Below are 20,843 nucleotides of genomic sequence, written 5' to 3' on the forward strand. Positions count from 1 at the left end.
AAGATGTGAAAGTGGCGGGTAAAACCACCACAAAAGATCTCACAGTGACCAACAATGCCAACATTGAGAAAAACCTCACTGTAAAAGGCGATTCAACTTTTGGTGGTCAGGGTAAAACCTTTACCGTATCGAAAGGAACAAAAGTGGATATGGGCGGCAATGTGATCACTAATATCGGAGAAGGAAAGGTTGCTGCTGGCAGTAAAGAGGCGGTGACGGGTGGTCAACTTCACAAGGCGATTCAGAACTTCAATACCCTCACGGATAAAGGGCTGAATTTTGTGGGCAATAACGCTGCGGTGATTAACCGTAAATTCGGTCAAACCCTGAAAATCCAAGGCAGTTTATCAGCGAATAAAGAGGCGGATAGCAGCAATATTCGTACAGTATCCAATGCTGCGACCGGGGCAATAGAGATCCTTATGGCAAAAGATCCGACATTCCGTAAGCTCACGGTGAAAGATAACGCTACCTTTGATAAAGATGTGAAAGTGGTAGGCAAAACCACCACCAGAGATCTCACCGTGACAAACAATGCCAATATTGAGAAAAATCTCACCGTAAAAGGGGATTCCACGGTAAAAGGTAATGGGACGTTTGAGAAGAATGTGACGGTGGCGGGTAAAACCACCACAAAAGACCTCACGGTGACGAACAATGCCAATATCGAGAAAAATCTCACCGTAAAAGGGGACTCCATGGTAAAAGGCAATGGGACGTTTGAGAAGAATGTGACGGTGGCGGGTAAAACCACTACCAAAGATCTCACGGTGACGAACAATGCCAACATTGAGAAAAACCTTACTGTAAAAGGCGATTCAACTTTCGGTGGTCAGGGTAAAACCTTTACCGTATCGAAAGGAACAAAAGTGGATATGGGCGGCAATGTGATCACTAATATCGGAGAAGGAAAGGTTGCTGCCGGCAGTAAAGAGGCGGTGACGGGCGGTCAACTTCACAAGGCGATTCAGAACTTTAATACCCTCACGGATAAAGGGCTGAATTTTGTGGGCAATAACGCTGCGGTGATTAACCGTAAATTCGGTCAAACCCTGAAAATCCAAGGCAGTTTATCAGCGAATAAAGAGGCGGATAGCAGCAATATTCGTACAGTATCCAATGCGGCGACCGGGGCAATAGAGATCCTTATGGCAAAAGATCCGACATTCCGTAAGCTCACGGTGAAAGATAACGCCACCTTTGAGAAAGATGTGAAAGTGGCGGGTAAAACCACCACCAAAGATTTGACGGTGACAAACAATGCCAATATTGAGAAAAATCTCACCGTGAAAGGGGATTCTACGGTAAAAGGCAATGCCACTTTTGAGAAAGATGTGAAAGTGTCAGGTAAGACAACCACAAAAGATCTCACGGTGACGAACAATGCCAATATCGAGAAAAATCTCACTGTGAAAGGGGATTCCACGGTAAAAGGCAATGGGACGTTTGAGAAGAATGTGACGGTGGCGGGCAAAACCACCACAAAAGATCTCACGGTGACGAACAATGCCAATATTGAGAAAAACCTCACCGTCAAAGGGGATTCCACGGTAAAAGGCAATGGGACGTTTGAGAAGAATGTGACGGTGGCGGGTAAAACCACCACCAAAGATCTCACGGTCACCAACAATGCCAACATCGAGAAAAATCTCACTGTGAAAGGCGATAGTACCGTTGAAGGCACGACAACCACAAAAGATCTCACGGTGACGAATAATGCCAACATCGAGAAAAACCTCACCGTCAAAGGGGATTCCACGGTAAAAGGCAATGGGACGTTTGAGAAGAATGTGACGGTGGCGGGTAAAACCACCACCAAAGATCTCACGGTCACCAACAATGCCAACATCGAGAAAAATCTCACTGTGAAAGGCGATAGTACCGTTGAAGGCACGACAACCACAAAAGATCTCACCGTGACAAACAATGCCAATATTGAGAAAAATCTCACTGTGAAAGGTGATAGCACTGTTGAAGGAACGACAACTACAAAAGATTTGAGCGTTACTAACAATGCGACGATTGAAAAAGACCTCACTGTGAAAGGTGATAGCACTGTTGAAGGAACGACAACTACAAAAGATTTAAGCGTTACCAACAATGCGACGATTGAGAAAGATCTGACTGTAAAAGGCGATAGCACCATTGAAGGAACGACAACCACGAAAGATTTGAGTGTCACCAACAATGCGACGATTGAAAAAGACCTCACCGTGAATGGCGACAGTAACACGAAAGGGAATTCAACCATTGGTGGAAATCTCACCGTTGAAAAAGATCTTCGTGTGGAAGGTAAAACGGTGTTAGATGAGTTGAGAGTTAATCAATCTCTTACCCTAGCCGATGATGCAAGAATTGACTTAGGCCGCTCAGATATTACCGGTACCTTTGATATTTATGGGGATACGGATAAGAAAACCTTAAGCCAAGCCTTAACCCAATTGCAAATGGAAGGGCCGCTTGTTTACGTTGATCCTGAATCCGGTAAAGATGTTCAGCATCGAACTGATGTCGTCAGACTTAATAGTGGTTCGGATAAACCGGTCAGAGTGACAAATGTTGCCGATCCTAAAGAAGCGAATGACGCGGTAAATTTAGGCTATTTTAACCAAAAATTATCGTTAAATATGGGACAAGTGAATAGCCGTATTAACCGTGTGGATCGCCGTTTGCGTAGTGGTATTGCTTCTGCTGTTGCTATGGCTTTACTCCCTCAAGCCTATCGTGCAGGCGATCGTATCGTAAGCCTTGGTGGAGGAACATACCGCGGGGCATCGGCTATTGCGGTAGGGTATTCCAGAGTTTCCGATAATGGTCGTCTTATCATTAAAATTGGTGGTAGTGCGAACAATGCGGGAGATTACGCCGGCGGTGCAGCCATCGGCTGGAAATTCTAGTGAATCAAAAGTGCGGTCAAAATTCATGAAGTTTTGGCTGCCTCTTTAAAATAAGAAAACGGACATACGCTATTTGGTATGCCCGTTTTTTTATTGCTCAGGGAAAACACTTTCGATGAAAATGGTAATTGATGTTTATGTGAATAATGGTGTCACCGAAAAATGACTTTTTTGTGAGGCTATCCATAAATCATAATCCGCTTGCTGATGTAGCCAACTTTCAGGGCTTGGGCTGTCTTTACCAAGCCAAGCATGCAAGCGTAATGCCATATCAGCACTAATCTCGATTTAGCCTTTATTTATTCAACCAAAGAGGAAGTGCAATCGTCACCGCTAGGCCCCCTAATTCACTTTTTTCAGCCCAAACTTTGCCTTGGTGTTCTTTAATCACATTAGACACAATAGCAAGTCCTAGCCCGGTTCCCCCAGTTTCACGAGTGCGGGCCTCATCGACACGATAGAATGGTTGGAAGATTTTTTCAAATTCATCGGGATGCACCCCGGATCCGTTGTCATCGATGCGGATCCTGATAAATTCTTCTTCTTCTTCTTGGATAAAAATACTGAGTTTGATCTTATCCTTCGTGTATTTCAACGCATTTCTAATGATATTTTCGACCGCACTTTGCAACAATTTAATGTTGCCGTTAAGCAAAATAGGTGTGCCGTTATTGGGGAGAATGATCGTTTGTTCAAACTCAATTTTTCGTTGCTCGGCTTCAAAAAGGGCATCTTGTATCACTTCGTTCCAAAGCTTGTCGGCAAGGAAAATATTTCGTTTGATTTGTGTGTTCATTTGTTGGCGGGAAATTAAGAGCAACTCGCTGATCATTTTATCCATCCTCTCAATTTCTTTTTCGATGCGTTGTACCGCAGGGTTATCACCGGTTTGGTGACGAACCAAGGCGGTGGCTAATTGTAAGCGGGTTAGCGGTGTTTTTAGTTCATGAGAAATGGATGAAAGTAAATTCTGGTGGTTTGAGATTAAATTGTTAATTGATTTTGCCATTCGATTAAAACTTTGTCCCACTTGGCGAAGTTCGAGTGGCCCTTGTTTTGTTAATTGTGCATCAATTTCAAAATCCCCCAGCGCAATGGTATTTGCCGCTTTTTGTAAGCGGGAGATCGGTTTCACAATGGTATGGGTAAACCACCATAATAAGGGGCTGGTGATAAGGAGTGTGAGTAAAAAAATGATAAATGGATGGTCAATCATATACCGTAAAATTTCTTGGTAGTGATTAACTTGAGAAATAAAAAAAAGTGAATAAGGTTTATTAAAATCGTCTAAATAAATTTGGAAAGGGCCGGCAATTTGAATTTGTCCAAAGCTTTTTTTCATGGGTTGGATAAATTCATCCACTTGATCTATAAAACGATAGAGATCATTTTTTTCATCGTTAAATGCACCGAAAAGCTCTTTTTTGTAAGGATCAAATAATACTGGTCTGCCATCTGTGGCACGATCAATGGGAAGTATGGGCACTTCAGCGACTAAGGATTTGATTTTATTATTGCGAACCGATTCAGCAATTTTCTTTTGATAATAGGTGACTTCATTTTCTTGTAATGGCGAAAGGCTGTTATCAAAATAAGGTAAGGTTATAACAAGCAGCATCATTGAAAAGAAACCGAGCCAAAATACGCTAAAGGTTCGGAAAGTGAGCTGGTTTAAACTAAATTTATTGTGATATTGCATCGTCATTATTTACTGATTAAAAGATAGCCTCGACCCCGTAAGGTTTTAAACCAAGGGAGATCATTTTCTCTTGGTGGGAGTTTTTTGCGTAGATTTGACATGTGCATATCAATGGAACGATCAAAAGGGCTTAGGGATTTACCTAATACATGCATGCTCAGTTCTTCACGCGTAATCGGCTCCCCTTGAGCAAGCACCAAGGCTTCAAGTAATGAAAACTCGGAAGCAGTGAGGGGTAGCTCTTGGGTTTTATAGAAGGTTTGCTGATAGCGCTGATTAAGCCTTAATCCATCAAAAGAAATCCAACCTTCATTGTTTGGCGTTTCTTGGCTTTCTGAGGCGTTGTTGAGATTGCTTTCGCTTCTGCGCAAAATGGCTCTAATGCGGGCGACTAATTCACGATCATTAAAGGGTTTTGATAAATAATCATCGGCACCGAGTTCTAACCCTAACACACGATCGATATCATCACCACGGGCGGTGAGCATCATCACGGGAATGTTGGATTGTCGGCGGATTTGTTTTAGGGTTTCAATACCATTTAATACCGGCATCATGACATCTAACAAAATTAATGAATAATCTTGTTCAAGTTTATTGAGTGCTTCTTGTCCGTTGTTTGCGACATCCACATCAAAGCCTGATAGGGAAAGCACTTCTGAAAGTAGGTCTGTCAGTTCGATATCATCATCAACGAGTAAGATCTTTGACATTATCAACCCTCTTGAGATTTTATTCAAAAATAAAAAAGAAAAATCACTACATTCGTATCATTAATGTAGTGAGTAAAAGCTGATTACCAGAATTTCCACCAAGATTTTTTAGTATTTTCGCCTGTCCGTTCTATGATCGTATTATTTTCTTTTTCAGAGGCGACTTCCGGCAATGGCTTATCTAAATGCGTGTTAGTCACGATGCCCCGTTGGTCAAATTTGACTGTGAAGGTATGTTGTTCCGGTGCTTCATAGGCACGTTGTTGTAAGAAAACATAGTACCAAGTTAAATTGTTATAAGGATCAATTAAAACAGGCGTACCAAGTAAATATTGCACTTGTTGAACGCTCATCCCTTCTTTCACTTGCGCCACTGTGGCGGCTTCTAAATAGTTACCCTGTGGTACATCAATACGGTAAACCACTTTTTCAACGGTGGAGCAGGCAGAAAGGCTTAATGCCAAGACAGTGGCGCCAAAAAGAGTTTTAAATTGCATTTTCTTTACCTTAATTTTTTGCAAAATTAGTCAAATAATACCCAAAGTTCGTACAGTTGCCAAACTAATTCTCTGATTTTAAAGATTTTTGTAGTTGATCTTTTAAATTAGGCGGCAGGCCTTTTATGGTGAGGACATCACTTATCGGATCCCAGTGAATACGACTGTTAAGCAAATCCGCATCAAAACTTAGTGTAATTCCCTTACCTGAACCGGAAAATTTAGTGAGAGATTTTAATGCTGAACGCACAGGCGGAATATTTTCTTCCAGTCCGTAATCTTGTGTTTCGGCAAAGGCGATAAAAGATTGCTCGTTTAGAGTGGGCAAATTGGCGGAAAGTTCCGCTAATTCGATGTCTTCGCCCCCGGCGATTTGCCCTTTGCAATATTCAAAAACCTGTTTTTTTACCGCTTGAGTTTGTTCTTTATTCAGTTCACCCTGTTCGCAATAATCACTGACGGCTTGCAGTAAACATTGATTTTGAACTTGTGGATTTAACCCTTCTTCCGCCCCTAAAAAATCCATAAAGAAATCACTGATCTTTCTTCCTACACGGCCTTTAATAAAGGTTAAATAGCGATTGGAATTGGCATTTATCTGTAAATCCGTCAAATTCACCCGTGCGGCAATATCAAACTGGGTGATATCAAGATATTCGGTGCGATGAATATCTAAATGTTCATCCACCAACATACTGTGACGACTGTCCAACAAGGCAATAAACAGGTAATCGGTGGCTAAGAAATTATATTGACATAAAATCAGCGTGCCGCTGTCAGCAAAAGAATATTGGCTTAATTCAGCGGCTAAGAGTTTGGTGGCATATTGGCTAAAGCCTAAAAATTCGATTTCTTGTTCTAATAAACGGTTTAAATGTTGAGCGAAGACGGAATTTTCTTGGAAAACCCCAAAGGCTTTTGCTTTGTTTTGATAGCCTTGGTGGAGTTGTAGCATCATTTGTTCCACTTCCGGTGTAATGCTGAGCAACTCATCCCGCAAAATGCTTTCCATTTTGGCATTTTCCCCATCGGCTTGTTTGATGAGCTGGTGTAAGACAATTTGGTTTACGGTAATACTCATTTTCTTTCCCTTTTGCTTTCATATCATACCGAAACGGCGCAACGCCTATTTTCAGTTGGGTTGTGAGATAGGCTCTGCTTATCTCTAGTCCTCGATGTTTTCTCTAAAAAATACGCCAAATTATAACCGCACTTTTTCAGCAAGAAAAAAGAAATTATTTAGGATCTTGTCAATAATCGGGTATGATAGAGGCACTTTTTTATCTCTTATTTTTATCATGGCTCAACATTCAAAATATTCCGATGCGCAGTTAAATGCGATTATCAATGATATGATTGCCGTGCTGGAAAAACATAAAGCACCGGTGGATTTATCACTTATTGCATTGGGGAATATGACAAGCAATTTGCTCACCACCAGTGTGCCACAAAGTCAGCGGGAAGCCTTGGCAGAGGCTTTTTCTCATTCTTTGATTAACGCAGTGAAAACGCACTAATATGATGTGGTTTAAAAAAGGCACTTTCAGTGGAAAACAATACCGTGATGAAACCTCACAAAAAATCTCGTGGGGGCATTGGTTTGCCTTTTTTAATATCATTATCGCGATTTTAATTGGCGCCCGTTATGCCTTTTTGATTGATTGGCCGGATACGCTGGGTGGAAAACTTTACTTTTTTGTCAGTTTATTGGGGCATTTCAGCTTTAGTGTTTTTGCGGTGTATTTGTTGGTGATTTTTCCTTTAAGTTTTATTGTGAAAAATCATCGTACTTTTCGTGGTTTGGCGGTGATTCTTGCCACGATTTGTACCACTTTGTTGCTTTTTGATACGGAAGTCTTTCATCGATTTAATTTGCATTTGTCATCGGTGGTTTGGAACCTGTTAGTCAATCCGGAAAATGGTGAAATGTCTCGTGATTGGCAGATTTTCTTTGCGCCGATGCCGGTGATTTTATTGATACAAATGCTTTTTTCCCGTTGGAGCTGGGAAAAACTTCGTAGTTTGGAACGGCAAAAATGGTTGAAGAAAGTGGGCATTTTCTTCACCTTAAGTTTTATCGCTACTCATTTGATTTATGCTTGGGCCGATGCCTATTTGTATCGTCCTATCACTATGCAGCGTTCCAATTTTCCGCTTTCCTATCCGATGACGGCACGTTCTTTCCTAGAGAAACACGGTTTGCTCGACAGTGAACAATATACTCAAAAACTCAATCAGGAAGGGCGGTTAGATGCCTTAAAAATTGATTATCCTAGAAATAAGCTCAAGTTTGCGCCAATGGCAGAAAAACCGAATGTATTAATTATCACGGTTTCCGGTTTGCGTTATGATGCTATTTCCAGTGAAAAAATGCCGAAATTGGCGGAGTTTGCTACCAGTACAACGCAATTTACTCATCATTACAGCAGCGGTAATACGAACAATGCCGGGTTGGTTGGGCTGTTTTATGGTTTAAATGCGAACTATATGGACAGCATTTTAAGTAATCACACGCCTTCGGTATTCATTGAAAAATTGCGAGCAGAGCAATATCAGTTGGGGTTATTCTCCGCAACGAATTTTAAAGAGAGCCTTTTCCGTCAGGCATTATTCCGTGGGATAAAATTACCTCAAGGCAAATTAGGCAATAAAAGTGCGGTCAAAAATTTCAATGAATTTATGGCGGCAAGAAAGGAAAATGCCCCTTGGTTTGCTTATCTTGATTTGGAATTACAGGCAAAAAATGAGGGGGAATATCATCAGGCGTTAGCAAATATTGATCCGCTAATTGACAGTGTATTAGCCAACACACCGTTAGATAACACCCTGGTGATTATCACCGCAGAACACGGATTAAGATTTGCGGAAATGAATGAGAAAGAGAGTTTCAATTATTTTGGTCGTGATGAAATTCAGGTTCCACTATTGGTTTATTGGAAAGACTTGCCGATTGGCGAGGAAACGGGGCTGACAAGCCATACGGATGTGCTACCGGCATTGATGACGACGCTTTTTAATGTGCAAAACCCGATGAATGATTATTCCCAAGGGCGTAATTTATTTGATTTGACCGGCGATGATTGGGTATTGGTTTCTAATTATCGTTGGAATGTTTTAATCCTCCCGAACGGTACGCAATATCATATTGACCGAAAAGGAAATTACAAAAAATTTGACCGCGCTTATCAGGAACTTTCCTCTGATCGTCCTCCACTTGGGCTTTTTTTGGAAATGTTTAAACGTGAAAATTCCTTTTTTGAGAAATAAGGGTGTAGGAAATTTTCAATATTATGTAGTAGTTGCACAATAGATAATTTTTCGCTTTCTCTGTTTAGGGGAAGCAAGGCGTAGCCCTGAGGAGGATTGCAACAAAGTTGCAAAAACTCGGTGAAAATAACTGCATTTCCCCCCCTCCGCCTGCGGCACCTCCCCCCGTAAACGGAGGGAGGGAAGATAGCCAATAGTTTTGTGCAAGTGCTATATAACACCGGAAATTTTCGCTATTTTTTCTCGTTAAAAAGGAATAGCTTTTTAACCTTTAACCCTTTATACTTGCGCTCCAGTTTAAGACTGGAAAGATGTTATTAATGAAAATCCGTGAGTTTTTCATAACATTATTACTATGCTTCTCGCCACGTTTGTCGTGCCTTTCAATTAATACGCTTCTCGTCTTTTTATCCTCATTCTTGTTATGGAGTTTGTATGAAAAGTCATGTTCGTAGTTTTAAAACCTATATCCGTGATGAAATCATCAAAAAAGGTGGCTGGGTGAATGCTCATGCCCATGCCGACCGTGCCTTTACGATGACACCGGAAAAAATCGGGATTTATCATAGCAGTAATTTACAACAAAAATGGGATTTGGTGGATGAAGTAAAACGGACGTCAAGTGTGGATGACTATTATGCCCGTTTTTGCCAATCCATTGAGTTAATGATTTCTCAAGGGGTAACGGCATTCGGCACCTTTGTGGATATTGATCCTATTTGTGAAGATCGCGCGATTATCGCTGCCCATAAAGCCCGTGAAGTCTATAAACACGATATTATTCTCAAATTTGCCAATCAAACCTTAAAAGGGGTGATCGAACCTACGGCGAGAAAATGGTTTGATATCGGCTCTGAAATGGTGGATATGATCGGTGGCTTGCCTTATCGTGACGAAGTGGATTATGGTCGGGGGCTTGAGGCGATGGATATTTTGCTCGATAAAGCAAAATCCCTTGGCATTATGTGCCATGTGCATGTGGATCAATTTAACCATCCCGGTGAAAAAGAAACCGAACAACTTTGTGATAAAACCATTGAACATGGTATGGAAGGTCGGGTAGTCGGTATTCATGGCATTTCAATTGGCTCTCATTCAAAAGAATATCGCTATAAATTGTATGAAAAAATGCGTCGGGCAAAAATGATGATGATCGCCTGCCCGATGGCGTGGATTGACAGTAACCGTAAAGAAGATTTAATGCCATTTCACAATGCTTTAACCCCTGCTGATGAGATGATTCCGGAAGGCATTACGGTTGCACTGGGAACGGATAATATCTGCGATTATATGGTGCCGCTTTGTGAGGGGGATTTATGGCAAGAGCTAAGCCTTCTGGCGGCAGGTTGCCGTTTCCCACATTTAGATGCGATGGTGGATATTGCCAGTATTAACGGGCGTAAAGTGCTGGGGTTAGATCCTATTTAAAACTGCACTTTCGATAACGCTTCGTCATTGAAAAAGCTAACGTGATTGATGTGATACGTTAGCTTTTTTGATGAGATATTTGACACTTTTTTGCCTTCTGCCTATTATCTCCACCATTATTTTTAATCTCTCTGGTCTAAAATCATGCAATCAAATAACGCTTTAACCCTACTTAAAAACGCCCTTGCCCAACGTATTTTAATTCTCGATGGGGCAATGGGAACGATGATTCAGCAATATAAACTCAGCGAGGCGGATTTTAGGGGCGAGCGGTTTAAAGAAAGTGCGGTCGATTTACGGGGGAATAATGATTTACTCACCCTCACACAACCTTTGTTGATTTCAGCCATTCACGAAAAATATCTTGAGGCCGGGGCGGATATTATTGAAACCAACACCTTCAGTTCTACCACAATTGCCCAGGCGGATTATGATTTACAAGCCATTGCTTATGAACTGAATTTTGCCGGTGCAAAACTGGCACGTCTTGCAGCGGATAAATATTCCACTCCGGAAAAGCCTCGTTTTGTGGCGGGCGTTTTGGGGCCTACCAACCGAACCGCTTCGATTTCACCGAATGTGAACGACCCCGGTTTTCGTAATGTGACCTTTATGGAATTGGTGGAAGCCTATGCTAGAGCAACCCGAGGGTTAATCGAAGGCGGGGCGGACATCATTATGATCGAAACGATTTTCGACACCCTCAACGCTAAAGCAGCGGTTTTTGCTATTGAGAGCGTATTTGAGGAACTGGGTGTGGAACGACCTATTATGATTTCCGGTACGATCACCGATGCTTCAGGTCGGACCCTTTCAGGGCAAACGACAGAGGCGTTTTATAATTCCCTCCGCCATGCCAAACCGATAAGTTTTGGGTTGAACTGTGCTTTAGGGCCGAAAGAGCTACGGCCTTATGTGGAAGTGATGTCGAAAATCAGCGAAAGTTATGTTTCCGTTCACCCGAATGCGGGCTTACCTAATGCCTTTGGCGGCTACGATTTAGGGGCCGATGAGATGGCGGCATATATCAAAGAATGGGCGGAAAATGGTTTAGTTAATATCGTGGGTGGCTGTTGTGGCACAACACCGGAACACATTAAAGCCTTTGCTCAAGCGGTGGAAAATATTCCGCCACGTCCTTTACCTGAAATCCATACCGCAATGCGTTTATCCGGGCTTGAACCGCTTAACATTGATGAAAACAGCCTATTTGTCAATGTGGGGGAACGCAATAATGTAACGGGATCGGCGAAATTCAAAAAATTGATTAAAGAAGAAAAATTTGCCGAAGCCATTGAGATCGCCATTGATCAGGTGGAAAACGGTGCACAAGTGATCGATGTGAATATGGATGAAGCCTTGCTGGATTCACAAAAATGTATGACCCGTTTTCTTAATATTATGGCAACAGAACCCGATGCGGCAAAAGTGCCGGTGATGATTGATTCCTCTAAATGGGAAGTGATTGAAGCGGGTTTGCAGGCCATTCAAGGCAAAGGTATTGTGAATTCTATCTCGTTAAAAGAGGGCGAGGAGAAATTTATTCAGCAAGCCAAATTGGTTCGACGTTATGGTGCTGCGGTGGTGGTGATGGCCTTTGACGAAGTGGGACAGGCGGATACAGAAGATCGTAAAGTAGAGATCTGTACAAGGGCTTACCATATTTTAGTCAATCAAGTGGGCTTTCCACCGGAAGATATTATTTTCGACCCGAATATTTTTGCCATTGGTACGGGCATTGAAGAACACAATAATTACGGTGTGGATTTTATCAATGCAACCGGGCGAATTAAACAAACCTTACCCCATGCGAAAATTTCAGGTGGGGTGTCGAATGTGTCTTTCTCTTTCCGAGGCAACAATGTGATGCGTGAAGCCATTCACGCCGTCTTCCTTTATCATGCTATCAAACAAGGGATGGATATGGGGATTGTCAATGCCGGTCAGTTGGCTATTTATGATGATCTCGATCCCCAATTGCGTGAGGTGGTGGAAGATGCCGTGCTAAATCGCCGCCCGGATGCCACAGAACGCCTTTTAGATATCGCAGAAAAATATCGAAATCAGGGCACTTCCCAAGAGGAAAACGGTGTGGCTGAGTGGCGCACTTGGCCGGTGGAAGAGCGTTTGAAACACGCCTTGGTAAAAGGGATCACCACCTACATTGTGGAAGATACGGAAGAAGCCCGTCAAAAATTTCCTACCCCGCTTGAGGTGATTGAAGGGCCGTTAATGGACGGTATGGATGTGGTGGGCGATTTATTTGGCGATGGCAAAATGTTCCTACCGCAAGTAGTGAAATCTGCCCGAGTGATGAAACAATCGGTCGCCTATTTAGAGCCATTTATCAATGCTACCAAACAAAAAGGCTCATCAAGCGGTAAAGTGGTGATCGCCACGGTAAAAGGGGATGTGCATGATATTGGTAAAAATATCGTCAGTGTGGTGTTGCAGTGTAATAATTTTGAAGTGATTGATTTAGGCGTGATGGTGCCAGCGGATAAAATCATTCAAACAGCGATTGATGAAAAGGCAGATATTATCGGTTTAAGTGGTTTGATCACCCCTTCCCTCGATGAAATGGAATATTTTTTAGGTGAAATGAACCGCTTGAAGTTGAATATTCCTGTCATTATCGGTGGAGCGACCACTTCCAAAGAACATACGGCGATTAAGCTTTATACGAAATATCAGCATGAGGTGATTTACACCACTAATGCCTCTCGCGCGGTGACGGTGTGTGCGGCGTTGATGAACCCGGAAACCAAAGCCGAACTTTGGGCGAGAACAAAACAAGAATACGAGAAAATCCAGCAAGCCTTTGCTAATAAAAAAGCGCCTCGTAAACAGTTGTCCATAGAAGAAGCCAGAGCTAATCGCTTTGATGCCTTCAGTGGTGAGTGGGCGGATTACCAAGTGCCTCATCCAAAATATACCGGCATTGTGGAATATAAAAATGTGCCAATTGCCACATTACGCAAATTTATAGACTGGTCACCGTTCTTCCGTTTATGGGGGCTAATGGGAGGCTATCCTGATGCTTTTGATTATCCGGAAGGGGGGGAAGAAGCCCGCCGAGTGTGGAATGATGCGCAAAACGTATTAGATGAATTAGAACAAAATCATAAACTCAATCCAAGTGGGGTGATGGGGATATTTCCGGCCAACCGTGTGGGCGATGATATTGAAATCTATCAGCATTTTGACCGCACTTCGGTTATCGGCAAAGCCTATCATCTCCGCCAACAAGGCGAGCGGGGGAGAAACAGTAAAAGCCCTTATAATCTTTGCTTGAGCGATTTTATTGCCGGCAAAGAAAGTGGCAAACAAGATTGGTTGGGGATGTTCGCAGTTTGTGCAGGGATTGAAGAACATGATCTTGTGGAAGGCTACAAAGCCGCAGGGGATGACTACAATGCCATTTTACTGCAAGCAGTGGGTGATCGTTTAGCAGAGGCTATGGCGGAGTATTTACACTTTGAACTTCGCACAAAAATTTGGGGATATAGCGATGAAACCTTTGAAAATGAACGCTTAATCCGTGAAGAATATGTGGGTATCCGCCCGGCACCCGGCTACCCAAGTTGCCCTGAACACACAGAAAAACAGATCATTTGGGATTTACTTGAAGTGGAACAACGCATTGGTATGAAACTCACCGAAAGCTATGCCATGTGGCCTGCAGCCAGTGTTTGTGGTTGGTATTTCAGCCACCCGGCAAGTCATTATTTTACCCTTGGGCGCATTGATGAAGATCAAGCGGTAGATTATGCCAAACGGAAAGGTTGGAGCGAGAAAGAACAAGAAAAATGGTTAGGGGTAGTAATGAAATAACCATCAATTTTTCTTTCATTTAAGATAAAAGTGCGGTCAAAATTGATGGTGTTTTTTACGATGATGTAAAGCGTGTTGTACGACAGGGATATTCTGTCTGCCTAACCCCTTGAAATACTTTTATATAAAGGACAGAACGCCCGTATCCTGAAATTTATATGCCAAAATCCACATTAAAAAAACGGCGACATAGGTCTAGCCTTGTCGCCGTTTTTCATTTCGGTTTACTCAGCAATTATTTATTTAATTTTGCCTTGTAAGTCGGGTTCATTAAGTTTTCTACAGAAAGAATATCATCTAACTGTTCTGCCGTTAATAAGCCTTTCTCAAGCACGACTTCACGCACGCCTTTGCCGGTTTCTGCACAGATTTTACCCACTAAATCGCCATTGTGGTGGCCGATGAATGGGTTGAGATAGGTGACGATACCGATAGAATTGAAAACGTAGTTTTCACAAATTTCTTTGTTGACGGTGATGCCGTCCACACATTTATCCCGTAGGTTGACACAGGCATTAGCTAAGATATCGATAGATTCAAACATCGCTTGACCAATAACCGGTTCCATCACATTTAATTGCAACTGACCGGCTTCTGCCGCAAAGGTCACAGTGGTGTCGTTACCGATTACTTTAAAGCATACTTGGTTGACCACCTCAGGAACAACAGGATTCACTTTTGCCGGCATAATAGAAGAGCCTGCCTGCAATTCCGGAAGATTGATCTCTTTTAAACCTGCACGAGGACCGGAAGAAAGTAAACGTAAGTCATTACAAACTTTAGAGAGTTTCACCGCAGTACGTTTCAATGCACCGTGAACCATCACATAAGCCCCGCAGTCAGAGGTGGCTTCAATAAGGTTTTCCGCCGGTGTACAAGGTAATCCGGTGACGTCTGCAAGGTATTTCACGGCAAGTTCGGTATAGCCCTGAGGGGTATTTAAACCGGTACCGATCGCTGTGGCACCAAGGTTGACTTCCAGTAACAATTCGGCAGTTCGTTTTAAGTTGCGTACTTCTTCTTCAAGCAAGACGGCAAAGGCTTTAAATTCCTGCCCCACGGTCATTGGTACGGCATCTTGTAATTGGGTACGCCCCATTTTTAAGATGTTGGAAAATTCTTTGGCTTTATTTTCAAAGCCTTCTTGTAGGTATTGAATTTTATCAACCAATTTCAAAATACTGTTATAAACGGCGATACGGAAGCCGGTCGGGTAGGCATCATTGGTTGATTGGCTGGCATTGACGTGATCCATTGGATTGATGATATGGTATTCGCCTTTTTGATGCCCCATTTTCTCCAGTGCAAGGTTGGCTACCACTTCATTGGTATTCATATTTACCGATGTACCGGCGCCTCCCTGATACACATCAGAAGGGAATTGATCCAAACATTTTCCAGTGGTTAAAATTTCATCGCAAGCAGCCACAATCGCCTTGGCAATATCCGCAGGAATTGCACCTAATTCACCATTAGCAAGGGCGGTGGCTTTTTTTACCATTACCATTCCACGGACAAATTCCGGCACATCAGAAATGGTCACATTTGAAATATTGAAATTTTCGACAGCTCTTAATGTATGAATTCCCCAGTAAGCGTTGGCAGGTACTTCACGGTTGCCGAGTAAATCCACTTCTGTTCTAAATTGTGTCATAGTCTTCACCTATTTGGGTTAGTTAATTCGTGGTTATTATAGGAATTTCTACAAGAAAAAAATTGATCTAAGTCACAATTTTAAAATGGTACATCACGACATATTTTCATTTTTCGCATTAGTTTTTTTAGGGGAAAATTTTTTGATTTTCCCCCTTGAAAGGGCGATTTTGCACCCTATTATAGTAAACGCATTTCAAACTTTTAGAAGGAAATTAACCATGAATATTCGTCCGTTACATGATCGTGTCATTATTAAACGTGAAGAAGTCGAAACCTTATCGGCAGGCGGCATTGTATTAACCGGTTCTGCGGCAACCAAATCGACCCGTGCAAAAGTGTTAGCCGTGGGGAAAGGTCGTATTTTAGAAAATGGCACGGTTCAACCTTTAGATGTGAAAGTAGGAGATACCGTCATTTTTAATGAAGGCTATGGCGTGAAAAGCGAAAAAATCGATGGTGAGGAAGTGCTCATCATTTCTGAAAACGATATTTTAGCAATTGTAGAATAATGAAAATGCGGTGAAAAATGACCGCACTTTTCATCACTTGAGATAACAAATAACTGAGAAAGGAAAAATAAAATGGCAGCAAAAGATGTGAAATTTGGTAATGATGCCCGTGCAAAAATGTTAAAAGGTGTGAATGTTTTAGCTGATGCCGTGAAAGTGACCCTTGGCCCGAAAGGTCGTAATGTGATTTTAGATAAATCTTTCGGTGCACCAACAATCACCAAAGACGGGGTATCTGTAGCTCGTGAGATTGAATTAGAAGATAAATTTGAAAATATGGGCGCACAAATGGTGAAAGAAGTGGCGTCCAAAGCCAATGATGCCGCCGGTGATGGTACAACCACGGCGACAGTTCTTGCTCAAGCGATTGTAAGCGAAGGATTAAAAGCGGTTGCGGCAGGCATGAACCCAATGGATTTAAAACGTGGGATTGATAAAGCCGTTAGTGCGGTGGTGGCAGAGCTTAAAAACCTGTCTAAACCTTGCGAAACCTCAAAAGAAATTGAGCAAGTGGGAACGATTTCTGCCAACTCTGACAGCGTTGTCGGTCAGTTAATTGCACAAGCAATGGAAAAAGTAGGTAAAGAAGGGGTGATTACTGTAGAAGACGGTACCGGCCTTGAAGATGAATTAGCGGTGGTAGAAGGTATGCAATTCGACCGTGGTTACCTCTCTCCATACTTCATCAATAAACCGGAAGCGGCAACCGTTGAATTGGATAACCCGTATATCTTATTAGTGGATAAAAAAATTGCCAATATCCGTGAATTATTACCGGTGTTAGAAGCGGTGGCGAAAGCAGGCAAACCATTATTAATTATTGCTGAAGATGTTGAAGGTGAAGCCCTTGCAACCCTCGTGGTGAACACTATGCGTGGTATTGTGAAAGTGGCAGCAGTGAAAGCACCGGGCTTTGGTGATCGCCGTAAAGCCATGTTACAAGATATTGCGATTCTCACTGCGGGTACCGTGATTTCTGAAGAAATTGGTATGGAGCTTGAAAAAGCGACATTAGAAGATCTTGGTCAAGCAAAACGTGTGGTGATCAACAAAGACAACACCACCATTATTGATGGCGTAGGTGATCAGGCACAAATTAACGGCCGTGTGGCGCAAATTCGTCAGCAAATTGAAGAATCCACTTCGGATTACGACAAAGAAAAACTTCAAGAGCGTGTGGCAAAATTAGCCGGCGGTGTTGCGGTAATCAAAGTGGGTGCGGCAACTGAAGTGGAAATGAAAGAGAAAAAAGACCGTGTAGATGATGCGTTACACGCAACCCGTGCTGCGGTTGAAGAAGGTATCGTTGCTGGGGGCGGTGTGGCATTAGTGCGTGCTGCTTCTAAAGTGGCTGCAAGCCTACAAGGTGATAATGAAGAACAAAATGTGGGGATCAAACTGGCATTGCGTGCAATGGAAGCGCCTTTACGTCAAATCGTAACCAATGCCGGTGAAGAAGCCTCTGTTGTGGCAAGTGCGGTGAAAGCGGGCGAAGGTAACTTCGGTTATAACGCCAGCACCGAACAATATGGCGATATGTTAGAAATGGGGATCTTAGATCCAACCAAAGTGACCCGTTCTGCATTACAATTTGCTGCATCAGTAGCCGGTTTAATGATTACCACTGAATGTATGGTGACTGAGCTGCCAAAAGAAGAAAAAGCAGACCTCGGTGCCGGCATGGGCGGTATGGGAGGCATGGGCGGAATGATGTAATTTTCCCCCAATGATAAGATAAAAAGTGCGGTCGTTTTTCCTTTGGAAAAGCGATCGCTTTTTTATTGTTAAAGGGGTACACTGGACGCATTTCATTACAGGAATAAATTATGACCATCTTTCAAAGCGAACTTAATCAACAACTTAAATCTCAGGGCATTGGGATAAATGCCACAGAACTTCACGGCTTTTTAAGCGGCTTAATTTGTGGCGGCATCAACGATCAAAGTTGGCAGCCTCTACTTTATCAATTTACTAATGATAATCACGCCTATCCAACTGCACTTTTAGCGCAAGTGAGCGAACTTTATCAAGCCATTTCCAACGCATTAGCGGATGTAGAAAGCTTTTCTTTTGAATTGGGTTTAACGGAAAATGAAAATGTCTTTGCCCGAGCAGATAGTTTGTCCGAATGGGCGAATCATTTTTTGTTGGGTTTAGGGCTGGCACAACCGCATTTAGACAGAGAAAAAGGTGAAATTGCCGAGGCGCTCGAAGATTTACATGACATTTGCCAACTGGGTTATGATGAAGACGATAATGAGGAAGAAATGAACGAAGCATTGGAGGAGATCATTGAATATGTTCGCACCATTGCTACGTTGTTTTACACCGAATTTCATCAACCGACAAAGACAGAAAAACCGATACTACATTAATTAATTGAAGTGCCGTTCATCAAAAAGGAGAAAAAAATGGATTTAGCCTACAGAGCAGAATTACCTCGGGAAGAATTTGCAGCACGTCGCCAACAGGTGTTGGCACAAATGCAACCGAATTCGGCATTGTTATTGTTTTCCGAAATTGAAAAACGCCGTAATCATGATTGTCATTTTTCTTTTCGGCAGGACAGTTATTTTTGGTATTTAACCGGATTTAATGAGCCTGATGCCGCCCTATTATTGGTGAAAACCGAACAAACTGAAAAAGCCATTGTTTTTCTTCGCCCTCGGGATCCTTTACTTGAAACTTGGAATGGTCGCCGTTTAGGGGTGGAACGTGCACCGCAAGCCCTTGAGGTGAATGAGGCCTATTCCATTGACGATTTCGCCCTTCATTTTCCCAAAATGACCCAAAATCTGACCGCACTTTACCATGTGCCGGAATATCACCTGTGGGGAGATAAATTGATTGCAGACAGTGGGGTTAATTTTTCGCAAGTGTTAGACTGGCGTCCTATATTGAGCGAAATGCGTTTAATTAAATCACCGAATGAAATTCGCCTTATGCAGCAAGCTGGACAAATCACCGCATTAGCCCATATTAAAGCGATGCAGGAAACCCGAGCCAATCGTTTTGAGTATGAAATTGAAGGGGACATTTTGCATGAGTTTAATCGGCATGGCGCACGTTTTGCGGCCTATAATTCCATTATTGCCGGCGGGGATAACGCTTGCATTTTGCATTACACAGAAAACGATCAACCCTTAAAAGACGGGGAGTTAGTGCTAATTGATGCCGGTTGTGAGTTTGCGATGTATGCCGGTGATATTACAAGAACCTTTCCTGTAAACGGCAAATTTAGCCAAGCCCAACGTGAGATTTATGAATTGGTATTAAAAGCACAAAAACGAGCCATTGAATTGTTGGTACCGGGCAATTCCATAAAACAGGCGAATGATGAGGTCATTCGCATCAAAGTGCAAGGCTTAGTGGATTTAGGTATTTTACAAGGTGATGTAGAGGCGCTTATCGAACAAAAAGCGTATCGTCAGTTTTATATGCACGGATTGGGTCATTGGCTTGGCTTAGATGTGCATGATGTGGGGGAATATGGCGAGGAACGTAGCCGCACCCTCGAAGTCGGTATGGTGATAACTGTTGAGCCGGGGCTATATATTTCGCAAGAGGCGAATGTGCCTGAGCAATATCGAGGCATTGGTGTGCGTATTGAGGATAATTTATTAATGACGGAATATGGCAATAAAATTTTAACGGCTGCCGTGCCAAAGGAAATTGAAGAGATTGAAAATCTTATGGGGAAAAAATAGGGAATTTCTCAAAATGTGATCTAGTGCAAGTTTTTTTGATTATTGAAGTGCTACTATGGCGTCAAAAGAAAGACAAACTCAATCAGATAGGAGTCGATTATGTATAAACATGTTTTAGTCGCAGTGGATCTTTCCGATGAAAGCGCCTTTTTAATCAAAAAAGCAGCGGGGATTGCCAAACGTCATGAGGCGAAGCTTTCAATTATCCATGTCGATGTGAATTTTTCGGATCTTTATACAGGGCTGATTGATGTGAATATGTCTTCTATGCAAGATAGAATTTCAAGCGAAACTCAAAAGGCATTATTGGATCTGGCAGAATATGCAGGTTATCCGATTTCGGAAAAATTGAGTGGTAGCGGTGATTTACGTCAAGTACTTGCTGATGCGATTGAGCAGTATGACGTTGATTTATTGGTAACGGGACATCATCAGGATTTTTGGAGTAAATTAATGTCTTCTACACGCCAAGTAATGAATTCAATTAAAATTGATATGTTGGTTGTTCCACTTCGTGACGAATAGGCAACGGCTAGTTATTAGTTGTTTGAAATAAATTAAACCGCACTTCTCAATTGCGTACTTATCGCGTAACAGGGTGCGGTTTTTATTTTCTTATTTTGGTGAATGTTTTTT

Annotated in this window: 15 protein-coding genes and 1 pseudogene; 10 read left to right on the forward strand and 6 right to left on the reverse strand. The window is 42.4% G+C overall.

Annotated elements, in window-relative coordinates; genetic code table 11:
• Nucleotides 1-2,897: YadA family autotransporter adhesin (locus tag BKK48_RS02220; protein ID WP_143538761.1), on the forward strand; the 2,897-nt coding region annotated here is incomplete at its 5' end.
• Between the two features lie 135 nt (nucleotides 2,898-3,032).
• Here BKK48_RS02220 and BKK48_RS10115 read toward each other — a convergent pair.
• The 5 genes and pseudogenes from BKK48_RS10115 to yejK all read right to left on the reverse strand — a co-directional run.
• Nucleotides 3,033-3,179: pseudogene (locus BKK48_RS10115) on the reverse strand (helix-turn-helix transcriptional regulator); the annotation flags it as partial.
• 13 nt (nucleotides 3,180-3,192) lie between these two features.
• Entirely contained in the window at nucleotides 3,193-4,596 is a 1,404-nt protein-coding gene (cpxA, locus tag BKK48_RS02225) for an envelope stress sensor histidine kinase CpxA (RefSeq protein ID WP_143538769.1), read from the reverse strand.
• A gap of 5 nt (nucleotides 4,597-4,601) precedes the next feature.
• Nucleotides 4,602-5,309 carry a response regulator gene (locus BKK48_RS02230; protein WP_077426581.1) on the reverse strand — a complete coding sequence of 236 codons (708 nt, stop codon included), beginning with the start codon at nucleotides 5,307-5,309 and terminating at the stop codon, nucleotides 4,602-4,604.
• An 83-nt stretch (nucleotides 5,310-5,392) separates the two neighbouring features.
• Nucleotides 5,393-5,806: an outer membrane protein assembly factor BamE gene (gene bamE / locus BKK48_RS02235; RefSeq protein ID WP_077426582.1), complete on the reverse strand. Its 414-nt coding sequence runs from the start codon at nucleotides 5,804-5,806 to the stop codon at nucleotides 5,393-5,395.
• A 64-nt stretch (nucleotides 5,807-5,870) separates the two neighbouring features.
• Nucleotides 5,871-6,887 carry a nucleoid-associated protein YejK gene (gene yejK / locus BKK48_RS02240; RefSeq protein ID WP_077426583.1) on the reverse strand — a complete coding sequence of 339 codons (1,017 nt, stop codon included), beginning with the start codon at nucleotides 6,885-6,887 and terminating at the stop codon, nucleotides 5,871-5,873.
• A gap of 217 nt (nucleotides 6,888-7,104) precedes the next feature.
• On the opposite strand from yejK, the gene BKK48_RS02245 reads away from it, so the two are divergent.
• From BKK48_RS02245 to metH, 4 genes are all read left to right on the forward strand, one after another.
• Nucleotides 7,105-7,323 carry a YejL family protein gene (locus tag BKK48_RS02245; RefSeq protein WP_077426584.1) on the forward strand — a complete coding sequence of 73 codons (219 nt, stop codon included), beginning with the start codon at nucleotides 7,105-7,107 and terminating at the stop codon, nucleotides 7,321-7,323.
• 1 nt (nucleotide 7,324) lies between these two features.
• The gene (locus BKK48_RS02250; RefSeq protein WP_077426585.1) at nucleotides 7,325-9,073 is read left to right on the forward strand and encodes a DUF3413 domain-containing protein; all 1,749 of its coding nucleotides are present in this window, start codon (nucleotides 7,325-7,327) and stop codon (nucleotides 9,071-9,073) included.
• A gap of 435 nt (nucleotides 9,074-9,508) precedes the next feature.
• On the forward strand, nucleotides 9,509-10,501 hold the full coding sequence (locus tag BKK48_RS02255; RefSeq protein ID WP_077426586.1) for an amidohydrolase family protein: 993 nt from the start codon (nucleotides 9,509-9,511) through the stop codon (nucleotides 10,499-10,501).
• Between the two features lie 144 nt (nucleotides 10,502-10,645).
• Nucleotides 10,646-14,335, forward strand: coding sequence for a methionine synthase (gene metH, locus BKK48_RS02260; RefSeq protein WP_077426587.1), 3,690 nt, complete (start codon nucleotides 10,646-10,648; stop codon nucleotides 14,333-14,335).
• Between the two features lie 235 nt (nucleotides 14,336-14,570).
• Here metH and aspA read toward each other — a convergent pair whose 3' ends face one another.
• On the reverse strand, nucleotides 14,571-15,989 hold the full coding sequence (aspA, locus tag BKK48_RS02265; protein WP_077426588.1) for an aspartate ammonia-lyase: 1,419 nt from the start codon (nucleotides 15,987-15,989) through the stop codon (nucleotides 14,571-14,573).
• A gap of 220 nt (nucleotides 15,990-16,209) precedes the next feature.
• Here aspA and BKK48_RS02270 point away from each other — a divergent pair, with 220 nt between their 5' ends.
• The 5 genes from BKK48_RS02270 to uspA all read left to right on the forward strand — a co-directional run bounded on the left by BKK48_RS02270 (nucleotide 16,210) and on the right by uspA (nucleotide 20,732).
• Nucleotides 16,210-16,500: a co-chaperone GroES gene (locus tag BKK48_RS02270; RefSeq protein ID WP_077419730.1), complete on the forward strand. Its 291-nt coding sequence runs from the start codon at nucleotides 16,210-16,212 to the stop codon at nucleotides 16,498-16,500.
• A 72-nt stretch (nucleotides 16,501-16,572) separates the two neighbouring features.
• Nucleotides 16,573-18,216 carry a chaperonin GroEL gene (gene groL / locus BKK48_RS02275; protein WP_077426589.1) on the forward strand — a complete coding sequence of 548 codons (1,644 nt, stop codon included), beginning with the start codon at nucleotides 16,573-16,575 and terminating at the stop codon, nucleotides 18,214-18,216.
• A 110-nt stretch (nucleotides 18,217-18,326) separates the two neighbouring features.
• The gene (locus tag BKK48_RS02280; protein ID WP_077426590.1) at nucleotides 18,327-18,875 is read left to right on the forward strand and encodes a YecA/YgfB family protein; all 549 of its coding nucleotides are present in this window, start codon (nucleotides 18,327-18,329) and stop codon (nucleotides 18,873-18,875) included.
• 36 nt (nucleotides 18,876-18,911) lie between these two features.
• A complete protein-coding gene (gene pepP, locus BKK48_RS02285) occupies nucleotides 18,912-20,207 on the forward strand; it encodes a Xaa-Pro aminopeptidase (RefSeq protein ID WP_077426591.1) in 1,296 nt (431 codons plus the stop codon).
• A 99-nt stretch (nucleotides 20,208-20,306) separates the two neighbouring features.
• Nucleotides 20,307-20,732, forward strand: a complete 426-nt coding sequence (gene uspA / locus BKK48_RS02290; protein ID WP_077426592.1) for a universal stress protein UspA — start codon at nucleotides 20,307-20,309, stop codon at nucleotides 20,730-20,732.
• Nucleotides 20,733-20,843 lie beyond the last annotated feature (111 nt).

Source organism: Rodentibacter heidelbergensis (assembly GCF_002000125.1).
Classification (GTDB): Bacteria; Pseudomonadota; Gammaproteobacteria; order Enterobacterales; family Pasteurellaceae; genus Rodentibacter; species Rodentibacter heidelbergensis.

Excerpts from the sequence above, each read along its gene's own strand:
- bamE (WP_077426582.1), bottom strand. The coding sequence starts at position 5,806 with ATGCAATTTAAAACTCTTTTTGGCGCCACTGTCTTGGCATTAAGCCTT.
- BKK48_RS02280 (WP_077426590.1), top strand. The coding sequence starts at position 18,327 with ATGACCATCTTTCAAAGCGAACTTAATCAACAACTTAAATCTCAGGGC.
- BKK48_RS02230 (WP_077426581.1), bottom strand. The coding sequence starts at position 5,309 with ATGTCAAAGATCTTACTCGTTGATGATGATATCGAACTGACAGACCTA.
- BKK48_RS02250 (WP_077426585.1), top strand. The coding sequence starts at position 7,325 with ATGATGTGGTTTAAAAAAGGCACTTTCAGTGGAAAACAATACCGTGAT.
- yejK (WP_077426583.1), bottom strand. The coding sequence starts at position 6,887 with ATGAGTATTACCGTAAACCAAATTGTCTTACACCAGCTCATCAAACAA.
- BKK48_RS02270 (WP_077419730.1), top strand. The coding sequence starts at position 16,210 with ATGAATATTCGTCCGTTACATGATCGTGTCATTATTAAACGTGAAGAA.
- groL (WP_077426589.1), top strand. The coding sequence starts at position 16,573 with ATGGCAGCAAAAGATGTGAAATTTGGTAATGATGCCCGTGCAAAAATG.
- aspA (WP_077426588.1), bottom strand. The coding sequence starts at position 15,989 with ATGACACAATTTAGAACAGAAGTGGATTTACTCGGCAACCGTGAAGTA.
- BKK48_RS02245 (WP_077426584.1), top strand. The coding sequence starts at position 7,105 with ATGGCTCAACATTCAAAATATTCCGATGCGCAGTTAAATGCGATTATC.
- pepP (WP_077426591.1), top strand. The coding sequence starts at position 18,912 with ATGGATTTAGCCTACAGAGCAGAATTACCTCGGGAAGAATTTGCAGCA.
- uspA (WP_077426592.1), top strand. The coding sequence starts at position 20,307 with ATGTATAAACATGTTTTAGTCGCAGTGGATCTTTCCGATGAAAGCGCC.
- BKK48_RS02255 (WP_077426586.1), top strand. The coding sequence starts at position 9,509 with ATGAAAAGTCATGTTCGTAGTTTTAAAACCTATATCCGTGATGAAATC.
- cpxA (WP_143538769.1), bottom strand. The coding sequence starts at position 4,596 with ATGCAATATCACAATAAATTTAGTTTAAACCAGCTCACTTTCCGAACC.
- metH (WP_077426587.1), top strand. The coding sequence starts at position 10,646 with ATGCAATCAAATAACGCTTTAACCCTACTTAAAAACGCCCTTGCCCAA.